This window comes from Kurthia massiliensis, from assembly GCF_000285555.1.
In the GTDB taxonomy this organism is placed as follows: Bacteria; Bacillota; Bacilli; order Bacillales_A; family Planococcaceae; genus Kurthia; species Kurthia massiliensis.
Genome location: NZ_HE610999.1, coordinates 222,364 through 238,560, shown reverse-complemented (window position 1 = coordinate 238,560; position 16,197 = coordinate 222,364). Strand labels below are relative to the sequence as shown.

The following is a 16,197-nucleotide window of genomic DNA, read 5'->3' as shown; positions in this document are numbered from 1 at the left end:
AATGTTAATTTGAAGTGGCGTTTTGATTTGTCTATAAAAGGATGGTTTTGGAGAATTGAATTCACTATGTTAAAAATTATAAAAATTTATCAGTTCAATCTTAAAAAAAGCACCTCATTCACTGAGGTTTTTTTTATATACGTCAAGCTTTCCATATTCAGCATCGAACAATGAAGCGAGTTTAAAAGATGTATTGCTGCCTTAAAAAATTAAAGCCTCGCCCATAAAATTAAATATTTATTTAGCATTTGACAAGAGGATGGAGCGAATGCTTATTTCGTCCTGTCAAAAATTAAATTATAAACCTGTTAAATTGCTTAAAAGGGCATAAAAAAAGACCTCTAAAGTCGAGGTCAAATTATTATTTTTGGTCTGATAATTCTTCGCCAACAAGGATTTCAAAGAGTTCTGCTGAATTCCCCGTATCTAATTGAACATAGTTACTTTCAGCGTCTATAACAAGTTCTACTTTATCGTTGTTCGGAGTTATCCAAAGTTCATATGTCGCCGCTTTTGATTCAACTTTAGGATTTTTGTATGGAAATATGAATCTGTAATCAGGTGGGTGAGTCATATTTACTTTTGCATGTTCCCAATCAATCTCATTTAAAATATCTTTCACTTTTTGAATCTGTTCATTATCAGTAATTTCTTTGAAATCCGCATATTTATTTTCATCACCAATGCGATGTTGAACTTGTATATAGCGTTCTTCATTTTCTATTACGTTTGAACAGCCTACTAAAAATATGGAGACGATACCAAAAAGGGAAATAAGGTATTTAATTTTTTTCATAATATCTCCTCCTATATAAAATGGCTACAATTGGAAACTGTTTCATGTTTAGTATAGCATATTCTAAAAACAACAAACTTTACGAAAACAGCCTATAATAAAGAAGACAAGGGGAGATTTTTTTGAAAAAATGGTTCGCAATTTTAGCAGCTGTCTGTATGATGTGGCAAATCGCACCGATGTATTCAGACGCAGCAACAATTAAAAGCGGTGCAGATTATGTACCGAGTAAAAATTATTTTTATGAAATTTATTTTAATGATAGCTATAACAGTTCAACGATGGCCGTAAAATGTAGCGGTCCTGTGTCACAGCGTGAATGTACAAATCCAAATGGTGGATACACACATTTATATAGAAATCATTATTTATCACTAGGTATCGCTAGTTCAGATTACTTCTTAATGGAAGACTACTATTTCCCGATGAAATCGAATACGATTTATACGATTTCTTCTGAAGATGAATACGGTGAACCATACAAATATAAATATACGGTGCTGAACGTAAATATGACGAAAAAGGTTGGCAACCGCACGTATAAACATATTATTCGTATTAAAAACAATGCAAGCAATGGCTATACATATATCGCCAAAAATCATGGAGTTATTTTAATTACCTATAAACAAAACGGCAAACAAAAGATTTTCTACAAAGTAAAAAATTATACACGCCGTTAATCACAAAAACCGACCAGCTTTTAATGTGGTCGGTTTTCATCTTTAAATATATATGTCAGTTGAATCATATCCCGACACTGAATACCATTTTCAAAAATAGGCGTGTCATAATGTTCAATGAAAAAGTCTCGTATAATATGCGTCATACGGAATCCGTGCTTTTGATAAAACACTAGTTGCTCAATGCTAGAATTTCCTGTACCAACGAGTAACTTTTTCACACCGATTGCTTTTACAGTTGCCATTGCATGTGCTAACAACTGGTGACCATACCCTTGATGCTGTACTTCTTCAGCGACCGCTATATTCATGAGCTCTATCGTTTGCTCATCTCGTTGCAATAAAACATATACCCCAACCGTCACTTCTTCTACTTTTAACACGTACACATCGCTATCATACAAATAATTTTCTACTTGCGCTTTAGATGGATCTGCTAGTAGCAGTAAATCCCACGGATAAGGTGGGGCTGTTAATCTTTGAATCATACAATCTCTCCTTTCAACATGATTGTAACAAAAAAGCGCCTAGCCTATGACTAAGCGCCTCTCCCACTATTCTTCTGTAAAGAAATATTTCGTCATCACGATGTCTGTCTCATCAACAAGCCCATCGCCATCTAAATCTACGTCCACTCTCGTACCGACAATGACCGTTTCTTCAACGTCTAGCACTGAATTTTGATTGAAGTCTACTTCAAATGTATCTGGCACGCCATTCATATTTAAATCATTTTCAAACTTATCTAAAATACCATTATGATTAAGGTCATCTAAGTTAAAGCCATTACCTGCTTCTAACTCATGAAATTTTAATTCGACATCTTCAACGACACCATCACCGTCTAAATCTAAATCTACAAAAGGATCAAAATCGATTGGTTCCATTCATCTAGCCTCCTATTTCATACTTTGTAATGTTTGTTTTGTTTTCACAAATTTTTCTTTCTGCCCTTTCACGACACCGTCCACAAGATTTTCTAATTTCTTCTCTAATTTTGGCTTGTATGTCAGGCGGAACGTATCAATATGTGTCTCGCCTAGCGGAATTTCAATATATTTAATTTCATCTTCTGGCATTCCTTTATCACGAAACATTTGCTTTAATACGTCACAAGCTGGTACAAAACCTAATTTACGAGATAGATTCAACGATTTCACTCGTAACTTTTCATTTGGTACGGCGCCATAAAATTGGCCTAAATAGAAAAAGTACTCCGCTTTGAAACGTTGCTTTTTCTCTAATTCAATTGCTTTCGATAAATATTGAATCGATTTTTTTACGTAATTCGTTTTTTTCGTAACATCTTCTTCATTAATGCCTAAATAAAAATATGCTTTCGCTAAAATCGCAATATCAAAAGGTTCATACGGGCCTACTTTTATTTTTTCATGACTGAGCACAACAGCCTTTTTCAAACAGCTAATTGGATCAAATTTTTCATATTCATCATCAGCAACATTCAGCCCCGTTGAAATACCTTTTGAAATGACAAAGCTTGCTGGATTTGTAACGAGTCTAAACCAACTAACACCAAGTTTCATTTTGTCATACGTCGCAAGACATTCATAATATTGAAGCCAGTTAATCGGCTCTTTCGGTTCTTCCTTTAAATATTCCATCTGTTTACGAACACCTGAAAGACTCATAACAGCATCGTTCATAATCGTAATACCTGGCATATTTGATAAACCTTTTTTTACTTTGCGAGAAATCTCCCCAAAGTTCACATCTTTCGTATGATCTGTTGATGATACTTTTTGAACAGGTGCTTGCGTCTCAGCAACAACACTTTGTTGTGTCGAAGCTGTCTTCGGTGCAGCAACAGCATGTGTCGCTGTATCCAACACATATGTTTTCGGTAAAAAATCGTGCAATGCTTGATTCTTTTTCGTAAACAATGCTACAAATCCCCCGTAAGCAAAAATCGTCTTCACAAAATTCCGCATAAGCGATTGACCGACCGTAATCGTTCCGCCTTGTTCATCTACAACGACGACGTGTAGCCATTTTTTACCGAGCGTTGCACGTTGCGATGTTTGCTCCATGATGGTGAAATAGAGCATCGATACGATAAACATCGACACATAAAACATGTCTAGTATGCCGTTTAGCATAATACCTGGAATAGCAATAATCACGGAGTCAATTACATACGCACCGAGCCGTTTGCCAAAAGAGGCGTAAGTACGGTCAAGCGCAGCTGTCGATTGCTGTAGCGGTTGTCCACAACTCGCACAAAAGTTAGCATGTTGATTAGTGGGTGCCTCACAACTTGGACATTTCATTCAATCCCTCCTCACAGCTTATAATTCAATCCAAATATACCATATCACCATATCCAAAAATGATACTTAAGTAACATAAAAGCGTTTTAATACTTAAAAACAGTAAAAAATAGCAAAATAAAACGTCCCGCATAATGCGAGACGTTTTTTATTAGTGCGCAATCATTTCATGCGCGATATCATGTCCTGACAACGTTGCAGGGTAATATGTTGGCCAGTTTTCAAGTTCTTCTAATAACTTCGTACGATCGTCTCCCATATAAATATGGAAGTGATGCGATGTTTCATCTTTAATAATGTGATCACTAAATTGTACGTATTTCGGTGCTGTCGACTTTGGATCTACTTGTTTGAAAATATAACGTACGCCACGATTTCCTTTCTCATACGTTAAAATTTCATAACCGTCCGCTTCATATGTACCTGTTACTTTCTCTTTTCCTTTATGGAATGTAATCGTCTCAGCAGTAATATCAATTTTCGTGACATCTGTTTCATAACCAACTTCATAGTATTCTTTGTATTCAGCAGCCGTTTTATCGCCATCTTTTGCCTTATGTTCAAATACTTCATCTAATGTACCATCTTGTAAATACGGATAAACAGACTGCCATTCATTTTCCCAGTTCGTTAATGGGCGTTCTTCTACGTCTTGATCTTCGAAGTAGCCATTCGCTGCAGTTTTTTCGACTTCCTTCGTTTCAGTTGTCGTTTCTTTTTTCGTTTCGGCAGCAGATGTTGTCTCTTTCGTTTCTGTTTCTTCCTCTCCGCATGCTACAAGTGAAAGTGATAATGCAAGTGCTCCTAGTGAAAGTGTCCATTTCTTCATATTGCCATCTCCTTAAATAGTAATGATTACGTTTTGTAATATATCGTAATGATTACGATTTGTAAATAGTCAAAATAAAAAAACATACTTGATAAAAAAATTCGACAAATTTCTCACTTTCTCAAAAAACGTACATTTTGCTTAAATTTCATATAAAATATTTGTTTTTTACACTTTTTACACGATCATTTTCCCATTATTTTCTTTTGTGAAAGAAAACCTTATATTATCTTATTTTTTAGAAATTTTATATTTTTTCTTTAGGAAATTATACCATTGACCTATATTTTGAAAAGCGGTATTATTCATCTATCGTTTCAGAAAATAAAAGATAAATACCTTGTATAATTTCAAGAATATGGCTTGAAAGTTTCTACCAGCTACCAATAATAGCTTGTCTACAAGGAAATGGGATTATAAGGATTCTTATATTCTGTTTTTGTAGAAAAAACTTTGGCCAACACTACCGGTCAAAGTTTTTTTGTTATAAAGACATTCCCTGTCGATCTTAATATGAGCAAATAGGAGATTAGATCATGAAAAACTTTTTCAAATTTGCAGAACGGAATACGAGCTATAAGCAAGAAACATTAGCGGGTATTACTACCTTCTTATCAATCGCTTATATTCTTATCGTCAATCCATTGATCTTAAGCCAATCTGGTATGGATCAAGGCGCTGTCTTCACAGCCACTGCACTAACAGCTATCATCGGTACTTTATTAATGGCGATTTTAGCGAACTTCCCAATCGCGATTGCGCCTAGTATGGGTTTAAACTCATTCTTTACGTTCTCTGTATGTATCGGTATGGGAATCGATTGGCAAGTTACGTTAACTGGCGTATTCATCGCTGGTGTCATTTTCACACTGTTAAGCTTATTTAAAATCCGTGAAAAAATTATCAACATTATTCCACAAGATTTAAAATACGCAATCGCTGCTGGTATTGGTTTCTTCATTACTTTCATCGGTTTAAAAAATGGTGGCATTATCGTTGGGAATGAATCAACATTCGTTTCAATCGGTGACTTAACTTCACCAATGACATTACTTGCGATTTTAGGTTTAGTGTTAACGATCGTCATGTTAGTACGCGGTATTAACGGCGGTATTTTCTACGCAATGGTGATTACAACAATCGTTGGTATGATCTGTGGCTTAATTGAAGTACCTTCTTCAATCGTTGGTAGTATCCCAAGTCTTGAACCAACATTCGGTGTTGTTTTCAATCACTTAGGTGACGTCTTCAACGTTCAAACAATTACAGTTATTTTCACATTCTTAATCGTTGCTTTCTTCGATACTGCTGGTGCGTTAATCGGTTTAACTAGCCAAGCGGGTATGATGAAAGACAACAAAATCCCGAATATCGGTAAAGGTTTATTAGCTGACTCTACTGCTGGTGTAATCGGTGCTATCCTTGGTACATCAACACCTGCAACAAGCGTAGAATCTTCAGCAGGTATCGGTGTCGGTGGCCGTACTGGTTTCACAGGCGTTGTTATCGCCGCTTGTTTCTTAATTGCATTATTCTTCTCACCACTTGTTAACGTTATTTCAGTTGAAGTTACTTCAGCTGCATTAATTATCGTTGGTGCGTTAATGGCAATGGAAATCCGCAAAATCCAATGGACAAAACTAGAAATCGTTATTCCAGCATTTTTAACCATTATTATGATGCCTTTAACATCTAGTGTTGCCATCGGTATTGGTTTAGGTTTCGTATTTTATCCAATCTGCCTAATGGCTCAAAAACGTTTCAAAGAAGTACACCCAGTGATGTACATCCTTTGCTTACTATTCCTTATCTACTTTGCATTTATCGTATAATGAGGAACGAAAAAACTCGACACCCATCGTGGGTGCCGAGTTTTTTTATTGAACTTTTATTTTTTTCACCGTACTATACGTGCTGTAATATTGCTTATTGTTAAACGTTTGCACAGCTCGAACACGGACGTAATACGTTTTGCCTTTTTTCAAGTTTTTCACATTTTTAGCGACTGTTTTTGATGAAGTCGTCACAGTCGTTACATCTTTAAAATCTTTTTTCAAACTATATGATAATTTGTATTTCGTTGCGGTCGTACTTTTCGTCCAACTTGCTTTAAAACCTTTCGAAATCGGTTTCAACGTCAATGTTGGCTTTTGTGGCAATGTGATCGTTGATACGACTTTACTGTAATCACTTAACAACGTTTTATCAGATGTTCGCACATATGAACGTACTTTAATACGATAGTTCGTGCCAGCTTTTAATTTCGTTAATGAAATACCATTAAGCGATGTTTTTTCTGTACGCAATAACTTACCTTTCCCATCATATACGTACACTTTATAACCCGTCACACGCTGTTGCGCATCCCAATATACGTCTAATGACTTCGCAAAACTTGTCGTCTCCACATTCGTCACACGATTCGGCATAACATAAACGACACGGGTAAACGTCGTCGTATTTTGATTGGAATCTGTCACTTCATAGTTCATATTAAAACGTCCTGGGAATTTCGTAGACGGGATATCAATTTGCGCAAACTGCAATAAGTCTCCATCTTCTTCATCATAAATCGTGACATTTCTTCTCGGATACAATTTCTCTCCAATAGCAACGGTCTGTTCTGTCAATCCTTCAATGACCGGTTTCGCATTTTTCGTCACTTTGAACATCACTTCATACGTCGCTTCATAGCCCGTACTTGATGTCACTATATAAGTGACAGGGTATGTGCCAATCGTCTTCGTATCGACAGTTCCTTTAATACGAAGACGATTTGTAATGTCGCCATCGACTTCATCATATGCCTTTACGTAACTCGCTAAATCAATTGTTGACCCTTGTGGCACGTACGCATTTTTCACTTGAGAAAAATAAGGAATGCGATGCCACTTCGTATATACCGTTACACCTGGCTGACCGCTCCACGCATTCGTTAACGCTTTATCCGTATAGAGCCCATTCCAAAGAAGGCGATACTCATTAGATGATGTTTCAACTTGCGTATTCGCATTCCCTAAAAAGTCTTGTGCGACGTCACGTAAAGAAACAGGCAATAGCATCTCATTAATCCAATTTTCCGCAAATGCTTGACTCTGAATCGTTTCAATTCCTGCTGACAATGTCACTTCACGCAATGCGTTGTGCATGAAAGCTTGTTTGCCAATGTTTTGAACAGCTTTCAACTGCACCTTGTTCACCTTATTGTGCGCAAATGCTTCTGCACCAATGTCCGTCGTTTTTTGACCAACTGTAACTTGCTGAATGTTATTGTTATAAAATGCACGATCACCGACAGATTCGATACGGTCATTTAATACGATTTCGCCGATAAGATTTTCTTGGAACAAGCGCGCTGGAATAACTGTCATGTTATCAGGTAATGAAAATTGTTTAATATAATTGTGCGCAAAAGCACCGATACCAACCGCTGTTACGTGATTCGGAATTACTACTTCTTTTAATGCATTATTCGAAAATGCCTCCATGCCGATTGTTTCAAGTGATGTTGGCATGTTTAATTGTGTCAGTTCGTTATACGCAAATGCACGCTTGTTGATTATTTTTAATGAATTTGGTAATTGTACATTTTCCAAAGCATTCGACATAAACGCGCCTTCTTCAATTGTTTCTAATGTATTTGGCAGCGTTAACGTTTGAATATCATTGTCATTAAAAGCAAACTCAGGAATTGTTGTTAATGGCCCTTGAATATCCACCGTTTTTAATGCATTTCCATTAAAGGCATTTTTCCCAATCGACGTTACCGTTTTTGGCAACGTCAACGTTTCCAATGCATTATCCTCAAAAGCGTTTTTCCCAATTACTTGAACGCCTGCTGGTAATGTCATTTTTTCAAGACCACTTTGACTAAAGGCACTGCGCTCAATCGTACGCAGCGTCGTCGGAAAGACAACTTCTTTCAATTGTTCTATATGATAGAACGCAATCTCCCCAATGTCCGTTAAACCTTCTGGCAATACGAGTGATGTGAATTTAGCATTATAGAAGGCACCTTCCTTAATCGTTAATTGCGTCGTCGGTTGAAACGTCATTTGTGAAATGTATGCCTGATTAAATGCATAGCGCTCAATTGTTTCAAGTGACGCAGGAAAATCAATTTTTTCAATGTGTGCATATTTAAATGCTTCATCACCGATGACTTTTAAATTTTTTGATAACCGAATTTCTTTTATACTTGTACCGCTAAAACTATTACTCCCAATCTTTACAACACTATCTGGTAATGTCACTGTATTTAGCGTCTTTAACCCTTCAAATGCATACCCACCAATTTTCGTCACGTCCTTGCCGTCAATTTGACGCGGAATCACAACATCTGTACTTTGACCGATATATTTGGAAATACTAATTCCATCGTCGGCAATCGTATATTCAAACTGGTCGGTTTGATATACTTCAGGCGGATTTGCAGCTTCTACACGTAGTTGTGGATATAGACAGCCAAGTAGCAGCAACACAAGCACCATTATCCATCTTTTCATCTTTCATCTTCCTCTCTATTTGTTCCTTCAAAAGTGTATCATGACGCTATTTGAATAGAATGAGTATATTGATTGAGTGTAAATAGCACTAAAAAAAGGTAGTCACCTACATAGAATGTCTACCTTTATCACTTATGTTAAGTGTAGCAGTGTATCTTCTGGTACTTGTTTTTCGTCTACTTCTGTCCAACTTTCAATATATTTACTTTTCTTTGATAGCTTTAAGTACGCACCTTGTTTTAATGAATCAACCGCTGTGAATTTCCATACCGCTTCATGTATGAGTCATGTATATAAAAAAGAGATGATTCGAGTTTTTCTCGAATCATCTCTCACTTTCCAATGCTATTACATCGTATATTTCAGTATCCATAAAATTGTACCTAAAGCTAAAAAAACGTAAGACGCAATGGTCGTTTTACTGATAGACTTTTTTTCTTCCATTTTATAAAACCTTCTTCCTCATTTGACAATATTACCATAATGTAAAATTATACCATAATCATTTTACTTGTGCACACTAGTTAGATGATAATGACTCACGATAAAAGGCTTGCTCTATTTATAAATGCCTCTAAAATGAATCACTGTATTACGCTTTTTCTCTATTTCAAAAACATTTCTGTTAATTTCTAATCAGACCTAGCTATTGACGTAAATATGCGCAACAACATTAGAATATTTAGAATATTCAGAATAATCATAAAATATAGATTATCCTATCATTTTTAGAGAGATTTCTATTGGCAACAATTAAAACAGTTATGATTGTCGGGGAGCGGCATTGGCGGTCTCGTCACAGCACTAAAATTACATCGTGCGGGTATCGATGTAAAAGTATTTGAAAGCGTACAAACGATTAAGGCGCTAGGTGTAGATACTAACTTATTACCACACTCTGTCCGCGTCTTAACAGATTTAGGGTTAGCCGAAGAGCTTGAGAAAATTAGTATTCCGACTGCAGAGATAATGTACGTCAACAAATTTGGGCAACAAATTTGGCAAGAAGACCGCGGCATCGCGATTTTATTCATACAAGAAAAATATGCATATTATCGTCAAGGAGAAGCGACAGAAACAACACCCGCTCCTCCTGTCGTGACGACGGAAACCAACTAGTACAAACAAAAGCACATCACGTCTTTCGCATAGAAAGAATGATGTGCTTTTTATTATTGTTTTACATATCGTTTATTTTTGCTAGCAAAATACACCCATACGAGCCCTAATATTGGGACAAACACTATTATAAAAAAATTGGATTATCAACATTCAATAAACCATTTAATAAATCCTCTATTTTGACAATGCAATTTTAATATGTGCTAAGTGATGCTCTTCATGCCAAGCTAATTTTGCAACTTTTTCTGCAACTGTTATTACACCGTTTTCCTGATGTGTAAAAGTTCGAGTTAATTGATCTTCGGTTAAATGCTGCCCTAAAAATACGATGCGTTCATTGATACCTTCTAATATTTTTATAGAACTTTCTACAGGAAGGTTTGTATCCGGCTGAATAGCCCACTTTTCTTGATCAAAAGCTGGTACTGTTGGATTGTCATCTGTTAAAGCCAACTTCAAACGTTGAAACATATTCAATTGAGAATCTGCAATATGATGAACAAGTTGGCGAACTGTCCAGCTACCTTCGCGATACTTTTTGTTTAATTCCTCATCACTTAATGAATCGACAGTTTCTCTTAATCGAATAGAATAAGTTTCAATTTCTTTTAGCCATTCATAAATATTTTCTAATGTTACTGTTTCAGGAACTTGAAGTTGACCAATCGGGTATTTTACGTCCATCGTTAGTCTTCACTCCTTTAATTATTTGAATTTTTACCATTATGAACCAACAATGAAACACCGTCAATCATTTTGTATAGCTACTCAATCTAAAATCAACTGACAATTAGCATTTTTAATCAAAACTAAGATGTTTGATTGCTAATTACGACAATCTGCCGAGTTGAGGTTGCGTCATGTATACAAAATTATGGTACTAAAAAAGACACTTGAGATTCCAAGTGTCTTTAACATCTATTTGCATTTATTTACGTTGATTATGTTATCTTAAAACATTGGCCAAACATCTTTAGCTACTTTATATAGCTCAAGTTGACGTTCCTCAATTCTTGAAACAGTCCAATCATCAAGATTTGCCAGTGACTTCGTCATTTCAATTTTCGAAACTTGATACGTTGCAGATTTTTCTTTAATGAGCTTATTTTTAATTGATGTATTATATTCATCCGCTAATAACGTTAAATTCCCAATGCGATTTAAATATTTTTGATGTAGTTCCTCAGAAATTTTCCATTCTCCTAATTTCTTAGGCATAATGTGTTCTAAGTGAACATCTTTATTATTAGGATTGATGATCACTTCTTTTTGCTGATGATCTGCAATCTTTCTTAAAACGAGCTTCGCAACTGGTGACTTCTTAATTTCAGCAACTGCAAAATAATTTTTAAATTCTTCATCTGTTAGCATTTCGGGCTTTAACATATCTAAGATCTGTGCTACATCTAATTGTTTTTGACTGATTTCTTGCGCTACTTTTGCGAATAAAAGTTCATATTTATTTGCAACTTTCCCTGCGATAATACAATTTCTAAAAATAAAGCTCTCAATTGCAGCTAACACTTGCTTAATATCCGATTCCTCGTAGTTTTTACTATTCATTGCTAAAACAACTGGGAAATATGTGCTCGCGCCGAAAATATTTAAATTTAAGATATGCTTTTCAATCGCTTTACTATTAAAGTATGTCTCATCTTCAGGATCTTTTAATACTTTATAAAGATCTAAGCTACTCAATAATGCTTCAACGAAGTCTACACAATCTTTTGGTCTTGCCACAACATCTTTTAGCTTTTTATATAGATCTTTTTCCCTTGTAAATGGATATTGTGAGTTCCAATAAGTACGAATGAATTTCGTTAAATCAATTCCCTCTGCATTGTTTTGAATTTGTAACCATTTATTTTTCACATCTTCAATTTGGCTGCTTGACGTTTTGAAAAGATGATTTTTCAGTAAGTCGGCTGTTTCAAGTGCCTTCCCACGTGCATTTAACGTTTCAAAAATAATAAATGCTTCATTCATATCATCTGTTTCTACATACATAACAGAGAAATTATCTTTGAATGCATTATAGTATTTTAATAATAAGCTATATTTTTCGGCTCCATCTACCGCATTTAGTTGTTCTGACAATTCATCATAGAAAAACTTATATGCTTCTTTAATACGTTTATGAGAATCTTCCACTACTTCTTGTTCAAATGGCTTATTACGCTGTATGTGCGTACGGAAAAATTCATTGTCTACTTTACCCATGTGGAATTTTAAATCATTCTCTTCCTCACTCCAGCGGCCAATGATACGGATACGAATATCTTCTACTTTATTACGTGCAGCTTCTTTACCTGTTTCGTTGTAGATTTCGTCAAATAGCTTCAGCATGACTGCCATGAAAATCACAGACGTTGAAGAACGTTGCTGACCATCAATAATATATTTTCTTCTTGTTTCCATATCTTCATGAACGACAATCTGTCCGAAGAAGTGATTATCACGTTCGTTTTCGATTAAGTCTAACAAATCTACCCAAAAATCTTGAATTTGTTCATCCTTCACCCAAGAATATTCCCTTTGATAATCTGGTACATAATATGTATTAGACATTAAATATTTTTCGACTGAGTAAAAATTGTAGCTTTTAATTGTCATATCAAAACTTCCTATCTATTTAGGTTCTACAATAATTTTATATAATATCTAGCAATAGATCTAGTATTTCACTTAAAAAGGACAAATTATGGGTACAGCATATATGTAAAGGGGGTGAAGAATATGGATTCTATTATATTTTTCCTATTCGCAGTAGCGTATTTAGCACTTATCGTATTTTTATGGAAACAACATACAAAATTTCGTTTATCGAGTGTACTCCTTCTTGTTCTGTTTGCATTAGTATATGATAATTTCATTATTAGCATCGGCCTCATTTTAGGAGAAGGTGACTTTTTAGAATCGCTAAATTTCCTACGCTTTTGGTTACATGCCTTATGCACACCGCTATTAATTATATTTTCAATGGCGATTTTGCGAGAAGCTGGCGTTCCTTGGGCGACGTCGAAAATTACTACCATCGTTTCCGTGTTGTTATTTTTAAGTGCGGTCTCTATAGAATTTATAACAGAGTTAAAAAGCCTTAACATTGCACCAAAACTTGAATACGGTGCGTTAAGCTATTCATCTGTCGCAACATCATCAGGCCCACCGTTGATGATTTTAGTTGTGCTCGTAGCTTTACTCATTGCAGCGGTTACTTTATTCAAACGATTGAAATGGTGGTGGATGCTCGTCGGTGTAGTAGTTATGACAATCGGTAGCGCAATACCAATGAATGTACCAAGTAATGCAATCACCAATCTATTTGAACTGTTCTTACTATTTACACTTGTGTTAACGAAAAAGCGTTTTTCCACAAATAGAAGAAAATATCTCCATTAAAATTTAAAAAGGTGCCAGCATCCTATAGTAGTAGGAATGTCGGCACCTTTTTTTAATATGGAGACGGCGGGAGTTAAACCGCTTCTTTTAGGAATGTTGTTATATCAACGTTTAGGAGCGGTAATTAATGCAATAACAATTCGTTAGCTACGACTTTAGCTACGATACATTAAAAATATGCGTTGTAAGAGCGATTTTAGAAGATGAATTATCATCTTCTTTTTTTATTCCCCCTGTCTTTAATTGAGAAAAAAGTATCGCTAGGTATATAACATAAGTGTCCAATTCTTTACATATAACCTTCCAAAACTCAAGTGAGATTTGAGACTTCTAACTGGTTTTTTAATTCTGATATGTCTTCAAATAATTTTATAAGGTGCAAATTGGATAAATCTAATAAAGGCTCAAACATAAATGAATTTAAATGAATATTTTCCGGTGTCATAATAATTACTCTATCAAGAACATCTAAATCGCTTTCAGCTATATTCTTTAATTCTTTAAATCGTTCATACAGAGTAGCAGTCTGATATTTTTCAATTTGAGATACAAAGACTTCATCATTTATTTTAGAAATCATATATTCTTCAGCCAATAATCTAATCGCAATAGACAATACAATTTTTTCCTCTAAATTTATTTTCTCCATTCCATTAGTTATTATCTTTGACGTTGTTTCTAAAATTAAATCATATACTTTTTGTTTTTTATTCTCTCTATTAATCCCTTTAAATTCTTTAAATATATCACAATAAATTTTTTCTAAATCCTCAATATCTAAATCCTTAGTAGTAGCCTTAATATGTAATATTGATGTAAGTATATTAACACTTTGTTTATCATCAATATACTCAGCTAAATTTCTTGCAAAAGTAATAGATGCTATAAGTTTTGCATCCTCATTTAAATATTTTTTCCAATTTTTCAAGGGATTATTTATATAATTATATTTCCAAGGCTCTAATGTTATTTCATTTTCTTCTTTAAAAGCCATAAATGTACTATGATGCTTTTCCTTACATATTCTGCTTTGGATAGTTCTTAAAAAATCAAAATTGTGAGTGAGTATGATCATCTTAAATAATGGATTTTTTGAAATATCATTTAGATATTCAATAATGGCATATTTATTTTTATAATCAAAGGAATCCGCTATATCATCTATTATAAAAAGCGTAGGCACCCCTGCTTCTTTTCTCGATTCCATTTCGAAAATTATATTTAATAGATATAAGGTTCTTTTTTCTCCTTGGCTTAATATGTCCCAAAGTAAATTTTCTTCAACTATATTAGAACCCACACTATCATCTTTAAAATAATATTGAATATTTGGCGTAGTTTCTTTTACAATAGCATCTTCTTTATTTTCAATTCTTACTTTGTAAGGTACATGGAATCTACTATTAAATATCGACACTACCTCTTCCCATTTCGTACTTTCTTTTTTTGCTTTTTCAGATATGTCTTTTAATCTTTCTTGTCCATTTTTATATTTTTCAATGATGATTTTATATTGTTCAGAATGTTCAGCTATATATGTTATCCATAACTTTTGTTTTAAAAGAGTTAAGTTTTCTAATTCTATTAATAATGATGGGTTTTCTAATAATAAATCTCTAAATTCTCTTAACTGTTTATTTGTGAGTTTTTTGTCTATTTTTTCGAAGATGTTTCTTAAATCTTCATTCTGTAAAATCCTATTTTCTTCCTCTAAAAATTTATTTGAAAGATCGATAGAATTATTTATTTCAACTTTTTTATCATCTATTTTTAATAAAACAGAATGATTGGCTTTAAAATATCCATTTTCCTTTAATTGTTTCTGAATAACATTCGCATTATTATGATTAAAACCTTTTTCAAATAATTTCGATTTATTAACTAATTCTTCGTATTTTTTCAGATAATCATGAATGTATTTTTGGAAATCTTTACTTTTAATGAAACTTTCAACCTTTGAATCAAAAATATCATTATATTTGATCCCCATAAGATTCCAATTTGGTGCCTCATTTATTTTTTCTTCAAGTTCTATAAATAACTTTACTAAATCTCTTTCAGTTTTATTAAATGCAGCACATAAATTCTTTACAAAATTACTTGTGAATCCTGCTGTTTTTTTCAACCTTTTAATTAATTCATCTACTTCTTTAGAAATTCCTGAATAAATTTCATCATATTCTTCTTTTAATTTTTGATTAACTAATAAAGTTGAAATTTTATCAGTTTTAAAACTTTTTTCAAATGGTTTAATTACAAAAATAGAATCCGGATTAAAATCTTCATTTAATTCATTTTTTATAATCCGCTTATTTCCTAATTTTGTATTTACTCTATCTTTACTAGGAATCCCTTTAATATAATCGTCTAATGTATTCGCAAAAGATGATTTCATTACTCCGTTGGGGGCATAAATTATCTTTGTACTATCATAAGAAAAATCAAATTCATGCAACATTTTTTTAATACCATAACAATTTTCAAATTCAACAGTTATTTTTTCCATTTTACCCCTCCTTATAGATAAATTTTTACATATATTGAAGGAATTTTCTATCAAATTTTGATTAATTTT

At 33.9% G+C, this 16,197-nt stretch carries 14 protein-coding genes and 1 riboswitch; of the genes, 4 read left to right on the top strand and 10 right to left on the bottom strand.

What is annotated here, in order from left to right:
- Positions 1-361 precede the first annotated feature (361 nt).
- Positions 362-796 (bottom strand): YhfM domain-containing protein, encoded by a 435-nt coding sequence (locus KMHG_RS10805; protein ID WP_010289454.1) that lies wholly within the window; start codon positions 794-796, stop codon positions 362-364.
- Positions 797-918: 122 nt separating this feature from the next.
- Between KMHG_RS10805 and KMHG_RS10800 the strand changes: the two genes are divergently transcribed.
- Positions 919-1,479: a hypothetical protein gene (locus KMHG_RS10800; RefSeq protein WP_010289453.1), complete on the top strand. Its 561-nt coding sequence runs from the start codon at positions 919-921 to the stop codon at positions 1,477-1,479.
- Positions 1,480-1,499: 20 nt separating this feature from the next.
- On the opposite strand, the gene KMHG_RS10795 is transcribed toward KMHG_RS10800, so the two are convergent.
- From KMHG_RS10795 to KMHG_RS10780, 4 genes are all read right to left on the bottom strand, one after another.
- A complete protein-coding gene (locus KMHG_RS10795) occupies positions 1,500-1,967 on the bottom strand; it encodes a GNAT family N-acetyltransferase (protein ID WP_010289452.1) in 468 nt (155 codons plus the stop codon).
- A gap of 66 nt (positions 1,968-2,033) precedes the next feature.
- Positions 2,034-2,366 (bottom strand): hypothetical protein, encoded by a 333-nt coding sequence (locus KMHG_RS17785; protein WP_010289450.1) that lies wholly within the window; start codon positions 2,364-2,366, stop codon positions 2,034-2,036.
- 12 nt (positions 2,367-2,378) lie between these two features.
- Entirely contained in the window at positions 2,379-3,767 is a 1,389-nt protein-coding gene (locus KMHG_RS18430) for an RDD family protein (RefSeq protein ID WP_010289448.1), read from the bottom strand.
- A gap of 151 nt (positions 3,768-3,918) precedes the next feature.
- Positions 3,919-4,596 carry a metal-binding protein ZinT gene (locus KMHG_RS10780; protein ID WP_010289447.1) on the bottom strand — a complete coding sequence of 226 codons (678 nt, stop codon included), beginning with the start codon at positions 4,594-4,596 and terminating at the stop codon, positions 3,919-3,921.
- Between the two features lie 320 nt (positions 4,597-4,916).
- Positions 4,917-5,017: riboswitch (purine riboswitch) on the top strand.
- Between the two features lie 115 nt (positions 5,018-5,132).
- Between KMHG_RS10780 and KMHG_RS10775 the strand changes: the two genes are divergently transcribed.
- The gene (locus tag KMHG_RS10775) at positions 5,133-6,428 is read left to right on the top strand and encodes an NCS2 family permease (RefSeq protein ID WP_010289445.1); all 1,296 of its coding nucleotides are present in this window, start codon (positions 5,133-5,135) and stop codon (positions 6,426-6,428) included.
- Positions 6,429-6,473: 45 nt separating this feature from the next.
- On the opposite strand, the gene KMHG_RS10770 is transcribed toward KMHG_RS10775, so the two are convergent.
- Positions 6,474-9,101 (bottom strand): leucine-rich repeat protein, encoded by a 2,628-nt coding sequence (locus KMHG_RS10770; RefSeq protein ID WP_026022079.1) that lies wholly within the window; start codon positions 9,099-9,101, stop codon positions 6,474-6,476.
- 132 nt (positions 9,102-9,233) lie between these two features.
- A complete protein-coding gene (locus KMHG_RS19855) occupies positions 9,234-9,383 on the bottom strand; it encodes a YxeA family protein (protein ID WP_084761525.1) in 150 nt (49 codons plus the stop codon).
- 486 nt (positions 9,384-9,869) lie between these two features.
- Here KMHG_RS19855 and KMHG_RS10760 point away from each other — a divergent pair, with 486 nt between their 5' ends.
- Positions 9,870-10,220 (top strand): FAD-dependent monooxygenase, encoded by a 351-nt coding sequence (locus KMHG_RS10760; protein WP_010289443.1) that lies wholly within the window; start codon positions 9,870-9,872, stop codon positions 10,218-10,220.
- 177 nt (positions 10,221-10,397) lie between these two features.
- Here KMHG_RS10760 and KMHG_RS10755 read toward each other — a convergent pair whose 3' ends face one another.
- The gene (locus KMHG_RS10755; RefSeq protein WP_010289441.1) at positions 10,398-10,907 is read right to left on the bottom strand and encodes a YfiT family bacillithiol transferase; all 510 of its coding nucleotides are present in this window, start codon (positions 10,905-10,907) and stop codon (positions 10,398-10,400) included.
- Between the two features lie 267 nt (positions 10,908-11,174).
- Entirely contained in the window at positions 11,175-12,836 is a 1,662-nt protein-coding gene (locus tag KMHG_RS10750; RefSeq protein WP_010289440.1) for a DUF262 domain-containing protein, read from the bottom strand.
- Positions 12,837-12,959: 123 nt separating this feature from the next.
- Here KMHG_RS10750 and KMHG_RS10745 point away from each other — a divergent pair, with 123 nt between their 5' ends.
- A complete protein-coding gene (locus tag KMHG_RS10745; protein ID WP_010289439.1) occupies positions 12,960-13,622 on the top strand; it encodes a hypothetical protein in 663 nt (220 codons plus the stop codon).
- 310 nt (positions 13,623-13,932) lie between these two features.
- Here KMHG_RS10745 and KMHG_RS10740 read toward each other — a convergent pair whose 3' ends face one another.
- A complete protein-coding gene (locus KMHG_RS10740; RefSeq protein ID WP_010289438.1) occupies positions 13,933-16,128 on the bottom strand; it encodes a hypothetical protein in 2,196 nt (731 codons plus the stop codon).
- Positions 16,129-16,197 lie beyond the last annotated feature (69 nt).

Coding starts and splice junctions, on each gene's coding strand:
- KMHG_RS10805 (WP_010289454.1), bottom strand. CDS start 796: ATGAAAAAAATTAAATACCTTATTTCCCTTTTTGGTATCGTCTCCATA.
- KMHG_RS10795 (WP_010289452.1), bottom strand. CDS start 1,967: ATGATTCAAAGATTAACAGCCCCACCTTATCCGTGGGATTTACTGCTA.
- KMHG_RS17785 (WP_010289450.1), bottom strand. CDS start 2,366: ATGGAACCAATCGATTTTGATCCTTTTGTAGATTTAGATTTAGACGGT.
- KMHG_RS18430 (WP_010289448.1), bottom strand. CDS start 3,767: ATGAAATGTCCAAGTTGTGAGGCACCCACTAATCAACATGCTAACTTT.
- KMHG_RS10780 (WP_010289447.1), bottom strand. CDS start 4,596: ATGAAGAAATGGACACTTTCACTAGGAGCACTTGCATTATCACTTTCA.
- KMHG_RS10775 (WP_010289445.1), top strand. CDS start 5,133: ATGAAAAACTTTTTCAAATTTGCAGAACGGAATACGAGCTATAAGCAA.
- KMHG_RS10770 (WP_026022079.1), bottom strand. CDS start 9,101: ATGAAAAGATGGATAATGGTGCTTGTGTTGCTGCTACTTGGCTGTCTA.
- KMHG_RS10755 (WP_010289441.1), bottom strand. CDS start 10,907: ATGGACGTAAAATACCCGATTGGTCAACTTCAAGTTCCTGAAACAGTA.
- KMHG_RS10750 (WP_010289440.1), bottom strand. CDS start 12,836: ATGACAATTAAAAGCTACAATTTTTACTCAGTCGAAAAATATTTAATG.
- KMHG_RS10745 (WP_010289439.1), top strand. CDS start 12,960: ATGGATTCTATTATATTTTTCCTATTCGCAGTAGCGTATTTAGCACTT.
- KMHG_RS10740 (WP_010289438.1), bottom strand. CDS start 16,128: ATGGAAAAAATAACTGTTGAATTTGAAAATTGTTATGGTATTAAAAAA.